Raw genomic sequence first — 14,592 nt, 5'->3', positions numbered from 1 at the left:
GGGCCGGCCGCCAATGCCACGCCAGTTTGTCCACCTACATTTTACCGCGATGAAGATAATTGATACATTTACATAAAATAAGTATCAAAACCATGTCCCGCGAAAGGGGGCTGACACATGAAACCGCTAACCGATCGAGAATTGGCATGCCTGCGCTGGGCGGCAGTCGGCAAGACAAGCTGGGAGATGGGCGTCATCCTGGGCCTGACCGAGCGCACCATCAACTTCCATGTCCATAACGCCTGCCGCAAACTAGGCGTACATGGGCGCCAGGCCGCCATCACGGCCGCATTGCAATTGGGGCTGCTGCCCAGCCTTACCGAGCCACTTGCAACCCGCGCAGAAATTCATCTGCCTGCTGCTCAGGAAACGACGCCTGATCGGCCGTCACAATCCCCTCGATCAAGGCATGGTCCGTCAGCCAAACCCTAGCGCGCATGCGCACCGGACCTTGCTGCGACTTGCCTTCGATGACAAAGGGCGCGCCCATTGCCGGCGGCTGCGCCGGGGGCTCCGCGCCCAGGCTCCGGTAAAGCGAAGCCACTACCGAGGCGGCCAGCTCGCGCGGCTTTTCCGGCGCCGAACGCAGGCCCTCGGGCAAGGCGGCATAGCCCACCGCAAACACGGCGCCATCCACCGCCGCCGTGCTCAGGCTGAAACGCAGTTCATGGCCGGCGTAATTCAGCGGCCTTTCCTGGGTAATCGGCTTGTCGGGGAAGAGCGCCTGCACCGCGCCGTCCGCCAGCGCCACCTCGCGCCAGTTGTAGGTGGGCGTGCAAGCCAACAAGAAACCGGACAACAATGCCATCAATCCAATGCGTATCAACGCTAGCCCCCTCAGGTAAAATCGGCAACGATCAAGACCTCTATTCTATAAAGATACCCTGTAATGACCTCAACTAACCAACGCCTCGTGTCGCTCGGCCAAAACCAGCCCGCGCTAAAAGGCATTTTGCGCGGTATCGAAAAAGAAGGGCTGCGTGTCGACGAACAAGGCGTATTGGCTACAACGCCGCACCCCCCCGTCCTGGGTTCGGCGCTGGCCAATGCCCGCATCACCACCGATTATTCCGAGGCGCTGCTGGAGCTGATTACGGGCACGCATGATTCCATCGACGGCCTGCTCGACGAACTGGATAAAACGCACCGCTACGTCGCGCAGCAGATGCCGCAAGAACTGATATGGAACCAGTCCATGCCGGCGCTGCTGCCGGCCGAAGCCGACATACCCATCGCCTGGTACGGCACCTCCAATACCGGCATGCTCAAGCATGTATACCGGCGCGGCCTGGCCGTGCGCTACGGCAAGGCCATGCAGTGCATCGCCGGCGTGCATTACAATTTTTCCCTGCCCGACGAATTATGGGACGTCATCGGCATAGAAGGCATTTCCCCCCAGGACCGGCGGTCCAAGGGCTATCTGGCCCTGATCCGCAACTTCAGCCGGCATTCCTGGCTGCTGATGTACCTGTTCGGCGCCTCGCCCGCCGTGTCGAAAAGCTTTATGCGGGGCCTGGACCATCCCTTGCAGGAATTCGACGCCGACACCCTGTATCTGCCCCATGCCACCAGCCTGCGCATGAGCGACCTGGGCTATCAGAACAAGGCGCAATCCGACCTGCAGCTGTGCTACAACGACCTGGAAACCTTTTTGGAGCGCCTCTACGGCGCCGTGACGACCCCATGGCCCGATTACGTCAGGATAGGCACCCATCGCAATGGCGAATGGATACAGCTGAACACGAATATCCTGCAAATCGAAAACGAGTTCTACTCGAACATCCGCCCGAAACGCACGACCAGCCGCTGTGAACGGCCCGCCACCGCCTTGGCGGAACGCGGTGTGCAATACATCGAAGTGCGCTGCCTGGATATCGACCCAAGCTCGCCCATCGGCATTTCCGCCGTGACCAGCCGCTTCATGGACGCCTTCCTGCTGTTTTGCGCGGTCGAAGACAGTCCCCTGTTCCCCAACAATGGCTATTGCCGCGACAGCCACGACAACTTCGGCCTGGTGGTCAAGGAAGGGCGCAAGCCGGGCCTGGTCTTGATAAAGCAGAACAAGCCCATATCGCTTGCGGACTGGGGCCAGGAATTGCTCGAGCGCCTCATGCCCTATGCGGATCTGCTCGACGCCGCGCATGGCGGCGCCGAGCATGCCGAGGCCGTGGCGGCGCAGGCCTGCAAAATCCAGGACAGCCAGCAGACGCCTTCGGCGCAGCTGCTGCGGCACATGCGCGACACCGGCCTGAGCCTGCACGACTATTCGCTGGAGCAAAGCCTGCAACATCGCGACGCATTGCGGGCGCGGCCCTTGAGCGCCGCCGCCATGCAAGAGTACAAGCAGATCGCCAGCGACTCGATCGCCGAGCAGAAGCGCCTGGAAGACAGCGACACGGAAGACTTCGCCAGCTATGTGGCCCGCTATCACGCGGCGCTGAAGCGGCCCTGCTAGGCCGCCCCGCTCAGATGCTCGAACAGGATGAGCGCGCCTATCCCGATCAGGATGGCGCCGCCCGCGATTTCGGCGCGGCGGCCCACTATCGCCCCCAGGACCCTTCCCAGCATGACGCCGAGGGTGACCATGATCATCGTCGTCAAGCCGATGGCCGCAGCCGTCGAGACAATATCCACCTCGAGAAAGGCCAGGCCGACGCCGACGGCCATGGCGTCGATGCTGGTGGCGAAGCCGGTTGCGGCCAGCACCCAGAAGGAATGCTTGGCGGGCTTGGCCTGGAGCCCTTCGGGCAGCGTACAGCCGTTCCTGACCATCAGCAATCCGAGGCCACAGAGCAGGACGAAGGCGATCCAGTGATCCCAGGCCGCCACGTAGGGCGCCGCCGCCAGGCCCAGCCCCCATCCCACCACCGGCGTAATCGCCTCGATCACGCCAAAGATAAGGCCTGTTTTCAGCGCTTCGGAAAAGCGGGGCTTATGCAGCGCCGCGCCTTTTCCGACAGCTGCCGCGAAGGCGTCGGTGGACATGGCGAAAGCTAGCAATGCGGTGGATGCGAAATTCATGGGGGAGGTTCCTGGCCGGGCGACGATTCCATGACATGCCAGACGCGCCCGACCTCATTGCGCTGGTATGTCAATGGTCTCGTCAGGCCGAAAACGGCTGCCGGCGCCACGGCACAAGAAGGTGCCGAGAATGTTGACGCGGGCGCTTCCGGGGACGGAAGCAGACTACTCCCCAAATGACGGAGCGAGTGTAGCATTTATCCCGGGCGAGGCGGCTTTTCGGTGGCATCGTCCCTCTCCTGAAGAATTCCTTGCCTGGCTATCACGCAACTGCCGTGCCAGCTTCACCTGCCCACGGGAAAACGGCGCGCCGCCAATAGACAATGCCGGCAGGCGCGCCTGCCGCAAAGGCCGGCGCTGCGTCCGGCTTCCGGAAAGCGGCCGGCCAGGCGGCCGGAAACCGGGCGCTGCCTGGCCGCCGCGCGCAGGCTATATACTCTTGGTCCGAGCGCACGGCTCTTCAGTCTTATGGAGCATCGCCTATGCAAGTCGTAACAATGGTTCTGGTGTTCCTGCTGGCGGTTGTCGTCAGCGGCTTCATCGCGCGGCTGCTGCCGCTGAAGGTGCCCCTGCCCTTGCTGCAGATTGCGGTCGGCGCGGGCCTGTCCTATGGAGTCGGATTCGATGTCACCCTGGACCCCGACCTTTTCTTCCTGCTGTTCATTCCGCCGCTGCTGTTCCTAGATGGATGGCGCATTCCGAAAGGCGTGTTCTTTCGCGAATGGAAGCCGATACTGACCCTGGCGATAGGCCTGGTCGTGTTCACCGTGGTCGGCATCGGTTTTCTGATCGACTGGATGATTCCGGCCGTGCCGCTGGCGGTCGCCTTCGCCCTGGCGGCGATTCTATCGCCCACGGATCCGGTCGCGGTATCCGCCATGACCGCCAATTCGCCCATTCCTTCGCGGCTGACCCACATCCTCGAGGGCGAGTCGCTGCTCAATGACGCCACCGGGCTGGTCTGCTTCAGCTTCGCGGTAGCCGCCGCCGTCACCGGCGCATTTTCGATCGCCAGCGCGTCCATGAGCTTTGTCGTGGTCGCCGGCGGCGGGCTGCTGATCGGGCTGGCCGTGACCTGGATCATCGGGACGCTCAACCGCCTGCTGATCAAGCGCGCGGGCGAGGAACCCGCGGGCCAGATATTGATAAGCCTGCTGATCCCGTTTGCCGCCTATCTCGCGGCCGAGCATATGGGAGTCTCGGGCATACTCGCGGCCGCCGTTGCCGGCATCGCCATGCACTATTCAGAGCTGGCGGGCCACCCGCTCGCTGCCACCCGCATGCAGCGCACCGCGGTATGGGACACCGTGCAGGCCGCGCTCAATGGCGTCATTTTCATCATACTGGGCGAGCAGCTGCCCCGCATCCTGCGCAGCCTGCCCGAGGTGGCCGCTTCCGCGCATGTCGCCAGCGAATGGCAATTGCTCGGCTACCTGGTGGCGATTACGCTCGCGCTCGGCGTGCTGCGCTTCGTCTGGGTGTGGATTTCGCTGCGCTTGACGGTGTTCAACGCCGCGCTGCGCGGCGAAACCATGGACATGCCGAAGACGCGGCTGCTGCTGGTGACCGCCACCGCCGGCGTGCGCGGCGCAATCACCCTGGCCGGCATTCTTACGCTGCCCTTGCTGATGCCCGACGGCACGGCGTTTCCGATGCGCGACATGGCGATTTTCCTGGCGATGGGCGTCATCCTGCTGTCGCTGTTGATCGCCAGCGTCGGGCTGCCGCTGCTTACCCGCGGGCTGGGCGGCGACCTGCCCAAGCCGGTGCGCGGCAGCCACGAAGACAGCGCCCGCATTGCCGCGGCGGAAGCCGCCATACGCCGCATCGAACAGATCACCGCCGAGCCCTTGGCGGACGCCGGCGCCACCCACATCCGCGCCGAGGCCGCCGCCCATCTGCTGGATGTCTACCAGCGGCGCCTGGACTATGGCGACTCGACCGGCGAGGATGCCGAAAGCATCAGGCAACTGGCTGAAGCGGAACGCCACCTGCGCATTCAGGCCCTGCGCGCCGAGCGCGACGAGCTGTACCGCTTGCGCCGCACCCACAGCATCGATGACAGCCTGCACCAGCAACTCATGCGCGAGATAGACCTGATGGAAGCCAGCCTGACGCGCAAGGCCGCATAGGCGGATGCGCCATGCCATATCGGCCCCGCCGCATTGCGTTGTTTTCCTTAGCGGGGCAGGCCGCCATTTCCGAGTATCCCGCTGGCGATGATGTCGCCGAACAGGCCCGTATAGCTGCGGTCGATGCGCACTATATAAGCCTGGTCGGTCTCGTCGAACTGGCGTTCCGGCGCGGTGACCCCCATTCTGCTCAGGCGCAGCAGGACGGTGTTGTAGGGGTGGGCGATGGGCCTGCCCTTGAAAGGGCCGGAGTCGTAGACGCCGCGGTACTGGGCGCTATCTTGAGCCGCTCGAAGCGGATGGGAGACTGGTGCTTTTGATGTTGCCATGTTTACTGCCCGTATCTGCATTTTTCCGGGGGGCCAGTATATACAAACTCAACGGGATTCGCAGCCTGCTGCGAACGCCTTTCCGTTCTTGCATTCCGCGCCGCCGCCTGGCCGCAAACAGCGGCCAGAGACACACCATGCTTGGTTAATATTCGCGGCGTTTTTGGCGGGGTCGAAGGTGATATCCATGAATACAATTCAAGGATCACAAGGAGGCAATGCAAAACTGGCGCGCCCGACAGGAATCGAACCTGTATCAAGAGCTTCGGAGACTCACATTCTATCCATTGAACTACGGGCGCAGGGTCGTCATTGTAGCGTGTTTGGCGAATACTTTTTTTTCGCGCGGGACAGGCCGTCGCTTTCCGCGCTCAATGCTGCCCAAATTTGAGCAGAATCAACTTTCATGCACTTAAACGACAGTCTCGTTATAATCCTTCATTCACGTGGCTTTGAGTCCTTCGCATAACCCATGCACGGGGACCGCCGCACATGGCACACCCATACAGAATTCAGGCCTTGGCGCCCTCTGATTAGGAACACGCAGGATTCGATTATGAACAACACAGAAGAACACGTTGAAGCGACCATCGAGGATCATGAAGGCCTCATCAAAACGCCCAAGCAGTTGATCGTAACTGTAATCCTGGCCTTCATTGTGCCCATTCTGATCATAGTCCTGCTGATCAATCTCGTAACCGCCACTTCGAAAATGGGTTCGGGCTCCGACGCGCAATCGCCCGAAGCGATTGCCTCGCGCATCAAGCCCGTCGCCGGTTTCAGCCTGGTCGACGCCAACGCCCCCAAAGTCATGAAGACCGGGCAGCAAGTATTCGATTCAACCTGTACGGCCTGCCATACCGCCGGCGTGGCGGGCGCGCCCAAGATCGGCGACACCGCGGCATGGGCGCCGTTCATCAAGGCGGGCTACGAAGACCTGATCAAGAACGCGATCCACGGCATCAAGGGCATGCCTCCCAAGGGCGGCAACCCCGCGCTCAGCGACTTCGAAGTCGAGCGCGCCGTGGTCTACATGGTCAACAAATCGGGCGCATCCTTCAAGGAACCCGCGGAACCCGCCGGCGACAAGGCCGAGGCCAAGCCGGCGGAAACCGCAGCCGCAACCGCGGCGCCCGCCGCGCCGCAAGCCGCGCCGGCGGCTCCTGCCGAAGCAGCGCCGGCTGCGGCCGCTCCCGCGGCGCCTGCCGAAACCGCAAGCCCCGCGCCCGCCGCGGATACCGCAGCCATCGATCCGGCCGGCGAAAAACTCTACAAGGCGGTCTGCTTTGCCTGCCACGCCACCGGCGTGGCGGGAGCCCCCAAGTTCGGCGACAAGGCCGCATGGTCCAAATTCATCGAGACCGGCGAGGATACGATGGTGCAGAATGCCATCCACGGCGTTGGCGCCATGCCTCCGCGCGGCGGCTCGCAAGCCAGCGATGCGGAAGTGAAGGCCGCGGTCCAATACATGGTACATGCCGTCAAGTAAAAACAATGGCTACACAAAAACCGCCAGGCGAGCCTGGCGGTTTTTTTTATCTGTACGCAGGGCCGCGGGACAATCGCCCGCGGCGCGCGATCCGGACGGGACCGCTACCTGGCCGCGCAAGCCGGTTCGGCGCGCAGCGACAGGCCCAGTTGTACGCGGCGCTGCAGCCATGGGCTGGGCCGATAGCGCATATCGCCGGTGACGCGATACATCGCCCGCAGGATTTCCAGCACATGCGCCGCGCCCAGGGCATCGCCCATGGACAAGGGCCCGCCCTTGGGATAGCCCAGCCCCAGCGATACGGCGAGATCGATGTCCGCAGGCGTGGCAATCGCCTGCTGGGCGATATCGCTGGCCACATTGACGATGGTGGCCACCACGCGCTGGCCGACGAAACCCGCCGAATCGTCGATGACCGAAACCGGCGTGCCATCGCCGGCAAACAGGGCATGGGCGGCGTCGCGCCATTTTGGCAGGGTGGCCGCCGAACACATCAGGACGCGGCGCTTGCCCTGTTCCAGGCCGAAAAACGTGTCCAGCGCAACGCTGCGTTCGCCATCCAGCTGATGCCCGCCCACCACGGACGCCGTGTCCTCGCCATAGGGCGTGACAACGATCAGCGCGTCGGCGGGCGGCGCTTCGGCGGCGATCACGTTCGCGCCCAGGTTCTTGAGCAGCGCGGCCGCGCGCTTATGGCCCACCGAATGATAGGGCGCCAGCCAGACCTTCAGGCCCGCGGGCAGCGCCGGGACGGCGGGTTCGGCGGGCACTTGCTTCTGGCCGTCGGGATAGGCGTAGAAGCCTTGCCCCGTCTTGCGGCCCAGCAGCTTGCCGGCGCTGCGCACCGCGGTGATGGGCGATGGACGGAAACGCGGTTCGTCATAGAACTGCTGATAGATGGATTCCATGACGGCGTGCGATACGTCCAGCCCGGTCAGGTCCAGCAGCTCGAATGGCCCCATGCGGAACCCGCCCTGCTCGCGCATGATGGCGTCTATCTGGTAGAACGGCGCCACGGCTTCCTGCGCCGCCTTCAGGCCCTCGATATTCATGCCGCGCCCGGCATGGTTGACGATAAAGCCGGGCATGTCCCTGGCCCGCACAGGGGTATGCCCCATTTCCCGGGCGAGCGCCATCAGCGCGTCGCCGGTCCGGGGATCGGAGCGCAAGCCGTCGATGATCTCGACCACCTTCATCAGCGGCACGGGATTGAAAAAATGGAAGCCCGCCACGCGTTCCGGATGCGCGCAGGCCTGGGCGATGGCGGTGATGGGCAGCGACGAGGTGTTGGACGCCAGGATGCAATCCGCCGCCACGACGCCTTCAAGCTGCCGGAAAAGATCGCACTTGACCTCCAGCCGCTCGACGACGGCTTCGATCACCAGGTCGGCCTTGCCCATCGCCTGCAGGTCCTGGCAGGGCAGCAGCCGCTCGAGGGACTGGGCCGCGGCTTCGGGCGTGATTTTCCCCTTGGCGGCCAGCTTGTCCCATGTTTGGCTCAGATTCGTCCGCGCGGCGGCGACCGCATCGGCGTTCAGGTCGAACAACAGCACGTCGAAACCCGCTTGCGCCGCGATCTGGGCGATTCCGCGCCCCATGGCGCCCGCGCCGACTATGCCTATGGTCTTGATATGCTTCATTGAGTCAACTCCTGGATTTCTTCGTCTGACAGGCCCAGGCGCTCGCGCAGGACCTGTTGTGTGTGTTCGCCCAGCAAGGGCGCGGCATGGCGATAGTTGACCGGGCTGGCGGAAAACCGCAAGGGACTGGCGCCCACCGGAGCCTGGCCGGCGGAACTGTGCGGCAAGGTCTGCTGCATGCCGCGCGCCTTGACCTGCGGGTTCTGGTACACCTGTTCGATGGTATTGATGGGGCCGGCCGGCACCCCGACGCGCTCCAGCGCCTCGAGCCAATAATCGCGCGCCTGGGCTTTCATGGCTTCGGTCAGCAGCGGTATCAGAATTTCGCGATGAATCACGCGGTTGGAATTGGTTTTGAAGCGCATATCGTCGGACAGGGCGGGCCGGCCGATGACATGGCAATAAGCCTTGAACTGCGTGTCGTTGCCCACCGCCACGATCAGGTGGCCGTCGGCCGCGGCAAACACCTGGTAAGGCACGAGATTCTGGTGCGCGTTGCCGGCGCGCCTGGGGGCGACGCCCGTGGTCAGATAATTGAGATTCTGGTTGGCCAGCATGGCCACCTGGCAATCCAGCAAGGCCATGTCTATATGCTGGCCCAGGCCGCTGCGGCCGCGCTCGTGCAGCGCCGCCAGTATGCCCACCGTGGAATACATGCCCGTCATCAGGTCGGCCACGGCCACGCCGGCCTTTTGCGGGCCGCCGCCGGGCAGGTCGTCGCGCTCGCCCGTGATGCTCATCAGCCCGCCCATGCCCTGGATCATGAAATCGTAGCCGGGGCGGCTGGCATAAGGCCCGGTCTGGCCGAAGCCGGTGATGGAACAGTAGATCAGGGCCGGGTTGATGGCCTTTATGCTTTCGTAGTCCAGCCCATACTTGCGCAAGCCGCCGACCTTGAAGTTTTCGACCAGGATATCGCATTGCCTGGACAACTCGCGCACCAGGCCGGCGCCGCGCTCGGTGGCGATATCGATGGCCACCGACTGCTTGTTGCGGTTGGCCGAGGCATAGTAGGCCGCCTCCGTCGTGTCCTTGCCGTGCGCATCCTTGAGATAGGGAGGCCCCCAGCCGCGGGTATCGTCGCCGGCGCCGGGCCTCTCGATTTTGATGACTTCGGCGCCGAGGTCGGCGAGGTTCTGGGTGCACCATGGCCCGGCCAGCACGCGGGTAAGGTCTAAAACACGAATTCCGGTAAGGGGGGCAGGACGTAAAGACATGAGTGAACCGCGCAGCAAGTAAAAGCGGTATTTTGCCTCATCTGGCGCATGAGCGCCCGCGCCACGCCGCGGCGTCTCATCAGGCGACCGATTTGGCCCTAGAATATGGCAGCGGCGCACCGCGAGTCGCGTCCCGACGCCACGCGGCGCTGCGCCACCCCATTCCAGGAGACCCGCCGAATGCCCCGCAGCACTGTCACACAGCTTTACCAGCAGCTTTCCTTGCCGGTCATATCGGCGCCGATGTTTATTGTGTCCGGCCCCGAGCTGGTGATCGCCCAATGCGCCAGCGGCATCATCGGGTCCATGCCGGCGCTCAATGCGCGGCCCCAAAGCAGGCTGGCGCAATGGCTGACCCAGATCGACACCGCCCTGGCGGACCTCAGGCGCCGCGAGCCCGGCCGCATCGTCGCGCCCTATGCCATCAATCACATCATCCACAAATCCAATGACCGCGTGCAGGAAGACCTGGCCGTATGCGCCGAGCACAAAGTGCCGCTCATCATCACCAGCCTGCGCGCGCCCAACGAGGTGGTCGACGCCGTGCATGGCTGGGGCGGCAAGGTCTTCCATGACGTGACCACCTTGCGCCATGCCCGCAAGGCGCTGGACGCCGGGGTGGACGGCCTGATCCTGGTGTGCTCGGGCGCCGGCGGCCACGCGGGCACCCTCAGCCCCTTTGCCCTGCTGGCCGAAGTGCGCAGGATCTTTGACGGCCCCATCGCCTTGTCGGGCGCCATCACCCGCGGCCAGGACGTGCTGGCGGCGCGCGCAATGGGAGCCGATTTCGCCTACATAGGCACACGCTTCATTGCCAGCCGCGAGGCGCAAGCCCAGGAAGCCTACAAGCAGATGCTGGTCCGGGCCCAGGCCAGCGATATCCTCTACACGCCCTTTTTCACCGGCATTCCCGGCAACTATCTCAAGCCCAGCATCGAGGCGGCCGGACTGGACCCGGACAATCTCTCCGCCGCCAACACCGATCTCATCGATTTCGGCAGCAGCAGGACCAAGGCGTGGCGCGACATCTGGGGCGCCGGCCAGGGGGTAGGCAGCATAGACAGCATCCTGCCGGTCGAGCATATCGTCGACAAGCTCAAGCAGGAATACGTGCAGGCCTGCCTGTCCCTCAAAGACTCGTTCGCGGGAGCCTGCGCATGATAGTCAGCAGCCTGGACGGGCGCTGCCTGACCCTCACCATCGATCGCCCCGAACGGCGCAATGCCCTGACCGGCACCATGTACCAGGCGCTGGATCAGGGCCTGCAAAAAGCCCAGGCCGATCCCGGCTGCCGCGCCGTGATCCTGACCGGCGCCGGCGATTGCTTCACGGCCGGCAATGATTTGAGCGAATTCCAGGCGGCCAGGCGCGGCATTGCCGACAGCCCCGCCCTGGCCTTTCTGCGCACCCTGGCCAATATCGACGTGCCGGTGATCGCGGCGGTCGAAGGCCACGCCATCGGCGTGGGGGCGACGCTGCTGCAGCACTGCGATTTCGTCTATGCCGGCGAGACGGCGCTGTTCAGCATGCCGTTCGTGTCATTGGGGCTATGCCCCGAAGGCGGCTCCAGCACGCTGCTGGGCCAGCTCGTCGGAGCGCGCCGCGCCGCTGAATGGCTGCTGCTGGGACAACCGTTCAGCGCCGCGCAGGCCTGGGACAGTGGTTTCATTACAGGCGTCGCCCCCGCCGGCCAGGCCTTGAGCCTTGCCCGGGCGACGGCCGCAGCGCTGGACAAGCAGCCGGCGCAGGCGCTCAGGATATCCAAGCGCATGCTGCGCGAACCCGGCCGCGCCGACCTGATGCGCAGTTTCGACAAGGAACGGGACCTTTTCAGCGAACGCTTGCAAAGCGATGAAGCCCAGGCTGCGTTTCGGCGCTTTTTCGAGCGCAAGGCTGACTGAAGGGCGAAGGCGCGCCGCTGGACGTCGCCCGCCATCAGCCATCAGCCAGCTTGGCTTGGCTTGGCTCGGCTTGGCTCGGCTTGGCTTGGCTTGGCTTGGCTTGGCTTGGCTTGGCAAGCATATCCTCAAGTTATTTTGTGGCGGATAAACACCACTTTCCCGGCATTTAAAAAAGATTAGGGTTTACCCTAGCTATATCCTAGGGTAAACCCTATAATTACTCATGTCAGCACACAGCTCTTTTAAAGGTGAGTAATTATGTCGAATCTTTCTTACAACCAGTACAGCCGCCTGAGCGATTCTCTCGAACGCGACATCATGCGCGACTCGTGGAGCAATGGTGAGGCAGTTTCGATCGTTACCCTGGGCAAACAGGCATTTGGCGGCCTGAAAGCAGGCTTCAAGGCTTTTGCCGGCTATATGATCGATGTGACGCGCGCCCTTGACGAAGCCCGCGCCAAAGACGCCCGCTACACGCGTACGGCCTGGTAAGCGGCGCCAAAGCAAATCCAGCGCTGCTTGTACTAAAAAGCCTGCCATATCGGCAGGCTTTTTTGCGTATATGCGGAAGACGTAAGCCTTGCGGCCGCCCCGGTACAAGCACCCATAGCGGAGAAAATCAACGTTGTATATAAGGGGCTATGGAACTAAGGCAAATGGAATACTTCCTCGCGATTGCCGATTTCAAATCGTTTTCGCGTGCGTCATTGCGCATTTCCGTCGCTCAGCCCGTTCTAAGCCGGCAGATCAAGGCCCTGGAGCAAGAGCTGGGCGTCGCCCTTTATCACCGCACCGGCCATGGCGTCGTGCTCAGTGAGGCGGGAAAGCGCTTTGAACAATATGCGCGAGGTATCCTGGACACCGCCGCGGCGGCCAAGAAAGAACTGGCCGCACTGGGCAGCGAACCCTCGGGGCGTGTACTGATAGGCATGCCGCCTTCGGTGCAGGCCGTGCTGGCTGCGCCGCTGGTGGAAAAATTCCAGAACGCGTTTCCCCATGTATCGCTGGGCATCATGGAAGGTTTCAGCGGACACGTTCAGGAATGGCTGATGACGGGCCGCCTGGACATCGCCATTCTTTATCACACCCGGTACAACGGCATGCTGGCCAGCGATCCGCTGCTCACCGACGAGCTGTTTTTGCTGGGCCCCATCAATGACCCGGCCAGGGCCGGGGAAGGGCCGATACGCGCGTCGAACTTGCGCAGCATCCCGCTGATTCTCCCGAACCGGCCGCATGGGCTGCGCATACTGATCGATGAATATCTCGACAAAGCCGGCGTCACGCCCAATATCCAGCTCGAGATGGACGCGATGTCGTCCACCCTGAGCCTGATCGAGCACGGCGTGGGCTACTACACCATTTTGTCGTACTCCAGCGCCCATGAACTGATTACCAGCCGCCGGATTCGCTATTGGAAGATCGTCGAGCCCACCATCACCCGCAGCCTCGTGGTGGCCTCCTCCACGCAGCGGCCATCGACCAAGGCCTCGCGCGACCTGATGATTTACGTAAGGCAGCTGGTGCAGCAGCTGGTCGAGCAAGGACGGTGGTCGCCTCCTGCCTGACCAGGCGGCGCCGGCCGGGCCCTTGCCGGGCCGGGGACTCCGCGTCGCTGGTCACTTTCCGGGCCAAATGGGCTTGGCCAGAGCGAGATCCTCCGGAAAGACCGTAACGGGAACCCCATCCTGCCACTGAATCACGGTCAGGCTGGCGCCGAGACGGTGGCCCGCCTGATCGAATTTCAGTTCGCCGCCCGGAAAGTAAGGAGACTTTCCTTCGTCCATTGTGCGCAGGGCCTGCGCCATCGCTTCCCGATCCGCCTTGCCGGCCTTTTCCAGCGCCGCCTTGATGATCCACATATCGCCATAGGTGGAAATGGCGTTTTGCGTCATCCAGGGCTCCTTGTATTCCGTCTTCATGCGCTGGATCAGGGCCTCCTGCCCCTTGGTCCCCCAGTTGGCCACCGCCGACATCACGCCGTTGAGCAGTTGCGGACTTACCGTATTGAGCACTTCGGGCTCGGCGATCGCGATGCCAAACGAAATCACCGGCACGCGCACATTCATCTCGTTCATTTTCTCGAGGATCAGCTTGGCATCGGAAATGACCGTGGGCAGGAAGAAAACCAGGTCCGGACGGCGCGACCTGACTTGCTGTATGAGCGACGACGCGTCCGCCAGCGGCGGCGTGAACGTTTCGTCGACGACCAGCGTCAGGCCGTTCTTTTCGAGCAGCCCTTCTTTCATGGCCTTGACGGACGACAATGACGCGGCCGTATTATCGGTAATGACGGCGACGGTTCTGGGGCGTTTGCCCGATGCCTTTTCAGCCAGACTCAAAATGGTCGGCAATGCGATTTCAGCCTGCTTGCCCGCCGTCGCCGAGGTCTGGAATATGTATTTGAACCCGCGGTTGGTAATTTGATCCGAATACGACAAGGTCAACATGGGAAGCTTCGCGCGTTCGGTGACCTCGGTCACCGCCAGCGTGAACGAACTGAGATACGCGCCGGTGCCCGCCACCAGATTGGGATAGTCCGCCACCATGCGCTGGGCGGCGCTCTTGGCTTTCTCGGTGGTATCGCCGGAATCGATGACCTCCAGTTTCAGTTTGGCGCCGCCCAGAGCGTTGATTCCGCCTTTATCGTTGATGTCTTTGATGGCCATTTCGGCGCCCATGCGCATCACTTGCCCGTAGCGCGCATAAAGGCCGGACATGGGCGCGATCAGGCCGACCGCAACGGGCGGCGCATCGGCCGCCCGGGCGGCCGATGCATAATTCGAGGCCAGCATGCCTATCGACAAGGCCATGGCGGCGCCAAGGCCTGCATTGGTAAATCTCTTCATCGTCGTCTCCTCTT

14 protein-coding genes, 1 tRNA gene and 1 riboswitch are annotated in these 14,592 nt (G+C 63.1%); of the genes, 8 read left to right on the top strand and 7 right to left on the bottom strand.

Annotated features, from left to right (window positions below; all coding sequences use genetic code 11):
* Window positions 1-117: 117 nt before the first annotated feature.
* Window positions 118-432 (top strand): helix-turn-helix domain-containing protein, encoded by a 315-nt coding sequence (locus BUB23_RS07960; protein ID WP_073102550.1) that lies wholly within the window; start codon window positions 118-120, stop codon window positions 430-432.
* On the opposite strand, the gene BUB23_RS26650 is transcribed toward BUB23_RS07960, so the two are convergent.
* Complete coding sequence (locus tag BUB23_RS26650; RefSeq protein ID WP_073102549.1) at window positions 317-808, bottom strand: hypothetical protein; 492 nt, start codon at window positions 806-808, stop codon at window positions 317-319. The genes BUB23_RS07960 and BUB23_RS26650 overlap by 116 nt on opposite strands.
* A gap of 81 nt (window positions 809-889) precedes the next feature.
* On the opposite strand from BUB23_RS26650, the gene gshA reads away from it, so the two are divergent.
* A complete protein-coding gene (gene gshA, locus BUB23_RS07950; protein WP_073102548.1) occupies window positions 890-2,455 on the top strand; it encodes a glutamate--cysteine ligase in 1,566 nt (521 codons plus the stop codon).
* Here the strand turns inward: gshA and mntP are convergent.
* A complete protein-coding gene (gene mntP, locus BUB23_RS07945) occupies window positions 2,452-3,021 on the bottom strand; it encodes a manganese efflux pump MntP (RefSeq protein ID WP_073102547.1) in 570 nt (189 codons plus the stop codon). The two genes, gshA and mntP, sit on opposite strands and share 4 nt — an antisense overlap.
* Before the next feature lie 14 nt (window positions 3,022-3,035).
* Window positions 3,036-3,208, bottom strand: a riboswitch (yybP-ykoY riboswitch).
* Window positions 3,209-3,503: 295 nt separating this feature from the next.
* Here mntP and BUB23_RS07940 point away from each other — a divergent pair.
* Window positions 3,504-5,153, top strand: coding sequence for a Na+/H+ antiporter (locus BUB23_RS07940; RefSeq protein WP_073102696.1), 1,650 nt, complete (start codon window positions 3,504-3,506; stop codon window positions 5,151-5,153).
* A 47-nt stretch (window positions 5,154-5,200) separates the two neighbouring features.
* On the opposite strand, the gene BUB23_RS07935 is transcribed toward BUB23_RS07940, so the two are convergent.
* Window positions 5,201-5,482: a hypothetical protein gene (locus tag BUB23_RS07935; protein ID WP_073102546.1), complete on the bottom strand. Its 282-nt coding sequence runs from the start codon at window positions 5,480-5,482 to the stop codon at window positions 5,201-5,203.
* 227 nt (window positions 5,483-5,709) lie between these two features.
* Window positions 5,710-5,784: transfer RNA gene (locus BUB23_RS07930), tRNA-Arg, on the bottom strand.
* Window positions 5,785-6,038: 254 nt separating this feature from the next.
* Between BUB23_RS07930 and BUB23_RS07925 the strand changes: the two genes are divergently transcribed.
* Window positions 6,039-6,971 carry a c-type cytochrome gene (locus tag BUB23_RS07925; protein WP_073102545.1) on the top strand — a complete coding sequence of 311 codons (933 nt, stop codon included), beginning with the start codon at window positions 6,039-6,041 and terminating at the stop codon, window positions 6,969-6,971.
* A 104-nt stretch (window positions 6,972-7,075) separates the two neighbouring features.
* Here BUB23_RS07925 and BUB23_RS07920 read toward each other — a convergent pair whose 3' ends face one another.
* On the bottom strand, window positions 7,076-8,611 hold the full coding sequence (locus BUB23_RS07920) for a 3-hydroxyacyl-CoA dehydrogenase (protein ID WP_073102544.1): 1,536 nt from the start codon (window positions 8,609-8,611) through the stop codon (window positions 7,076-7,078).
* Window positions 8,608-9,828 carry a CaiB/BaiF CoA transferase family protein gene (locus tag BUB23_RS07915; RefSeq protein ID WP_073102543.1) on the bottom strand — a complete coding sequence of 407 codons (1,221 nt, stop codon included), beginning with the start codon at window positions 9,826-9,828 and terminating at the stop codon, window positions 8,608-8,610. The genes BUB23_RS07920 and BUB23_RS07915 overlap by 4 nt, the downstream gene beginning before the upstream one ends.
* A 180-nt stretch (window positions 9,829-10,008) precedes the next feature.
* Between BUB23_RS07915 and BUB23_RS07910 the strand changes: the two genes are divergently transcribed.
* From BUB23_RS07910 to BUB23_RS07895, 4 genes are all read left to right on the top strand, one after another.
* The gene (locus BUB23_RS07910) at window positions 10,009-10,989 is read left to right on the top strand and encodes an NAD(P)H-dependent flavin oxidoreductase (RefSeq protein ID WP_073102542.1); all 981 of its coding nucleotides are present in this window, start codon (window positions 10,009-10,011) and stop codon (window positions 10,987-10,989) included.
* Window positions 10,980-11,729: an enoyl-CoA hydratase gene (locus BUB23_RS07905; RefSeq protein ID WP_425439533.1), complete on the top strand. Its 750-nt coding sequence runs from the start codon at window positions 10,980-10,982 to the stop codon at window positions 11,727-11,729. The genes BUB23_RS07910 and BUB23_RS07905 overlap by 10 nt, the downstream gene beginning before the upstream one ends.
* A gap of 258 nt (window positions 11,730-11,987) precedes the next feature.
* Window positions 11,988-12,221 (top strand): hypothetical protein, encoded by a 234-nt coding sequence (locus tag BUB23_RS07900; protein WP_073102540.1) that lies wholly within the window; start codon window positions 11,988-11,990, stop codon window positions 12,219-12,221.
* A gap of 164 nt (window positions 12,222-12,385) precedes the next feature.
* Entirely contained in the window at window positions 12,386-13,297 is a 912-nt protein-coding gene (locus BUB23_RS07895; protein WP_245801198.1) for a LysR family transcriptional regulator, read from the top strand.
* 51 nt (window positions 13,298-13,348) lie between these two features.
* On the opposite strand, the gene BUB23_RS07890 is transcribed toward BUB23_RS07895, so the two are convergent.
* Entirely contained in the window at window positions 13,349-14,578 is a 1,230-nt protein-coding gene (locus BUB23_RS07890) for an ABC transporter substrate-binding protein (RefSeq protein ID WP_073102538.1), read from the bottom strand.
* Window positions 14,579-14,592 lie beyond the last annotated feature (14 nt).

The sequence above is a fragment of the Pollutimonas bauzanensis genome (assembly GCF_900129885.1).
GTDB lineage: Bacteria > Pseudomonadota > Gammaproteobacteria > Burkholderiales > Burkholderiaceae_B > Pollutimonas > Pollutimonas bauzanensis.
Note: the sequence above shows the minus strand (reverse complement) of the source record. Positions and strands in the feature narration are given on the sequence as shown.

What these genes read in the sequence shown, in the direction of transcription:
- BUB23_RS26650 (WP_073102549.1), bottom strand. Translation starts at nt 808, where the DNA reads ATGGCATTGTTGTCCGGTTTCTTGTTGGCTTGCACGCCCACCTACAAC.
- mntP (WP_073102547.1), bottom strand. Translation starts at nt 3,021, where the DNA reads ATGAATTTCGCATCCACCGCATTGCTAGCTTTCGCCATGTCCACCGAC.
- BUB23_RS07915 (WP_073102543.1), bottom strand. Translation starts at nt 9,828, where the DNA reads ATGTCTTTACGTCCTGCCCCCCTTACCGGAATTCGTGTTTTAGACCTT.
- BUB23_RS07910 (WP_073102542.1), top strand. Translation starts at nt 10,009, where the DNA reads ATGCCCCGCAGCACTGTCACACAGCTTTACCAGCAGCTTTCCTTGCCG.
- BUB23_RS07935 (WP_073102546.1), bottom strand. Translation starts at nt 5,482, where the DNA reads ATGGCAACATCAAAAGCACCAGTCTCCCATCCGCTTCGAGCGGCTCAA.
- BUB23_RS07925 (WP_073102545.1), top strand. Translation starts at nt 6,039, where the DNA reads ATGAACAACACAGAAGAACACGTTGAAGCGACCATCGAGGATCATGAA.
- gshA (WP_073102548.1), top strand. Translation starts at nt 890, where the DNA reads ATGACCTCAACTAACCAACGCCTCGTGTCGCTCGGCCAAAACCAGCCC.
- BUB23_RS07940 (WP_073102696.1), top strand. Translation starts at nt 3,504, where the DNA reads ATGCAAGTCGTAACAATGGTTCTGGTGTTCCTGCTGGCGGTTGTCGTC.
- BUB23_RS07960 (WP_073102550.1), top strand. Translation starts at nt 118, where the DNA reads ATGAAACCGCTAACCGATCGAGAATTGGCATGCCTGCGCTGGGCGGCA.
- BUB23_RS07900 (WP_073102540.1), top strand. Translation starts at nt 11,988, where the DNA reads ATGTCGAATCTTTCTTACAACCAGTACAGCCGCCTGAGCGATTCTCTC.
- BUB23_RS07890 (WP_073102538.1), bottom strand. Translation starts at nt 14,578, where the DNA reads ATGAAGAGATTTACCAATGCAGGCCTTGGCGCCGCCATGGCCTTGTCG.
- BUB23_RS07895 (WP_245801198.1), top strand. Translation starts at nt 12,386, where the DNA reads ATGGAATACTTCCTCGCGATTGCCGATTTCAAATCGTTTTCGCGTGCG.
- BUB23_RS07920 (WP_073102544.1), bottom strand. Translation starts at nt 8,611, where the DNA reads ATGAAGCATATCAAGACCATAGGCATAGTCGGCGCGGGCGCCATGGGG.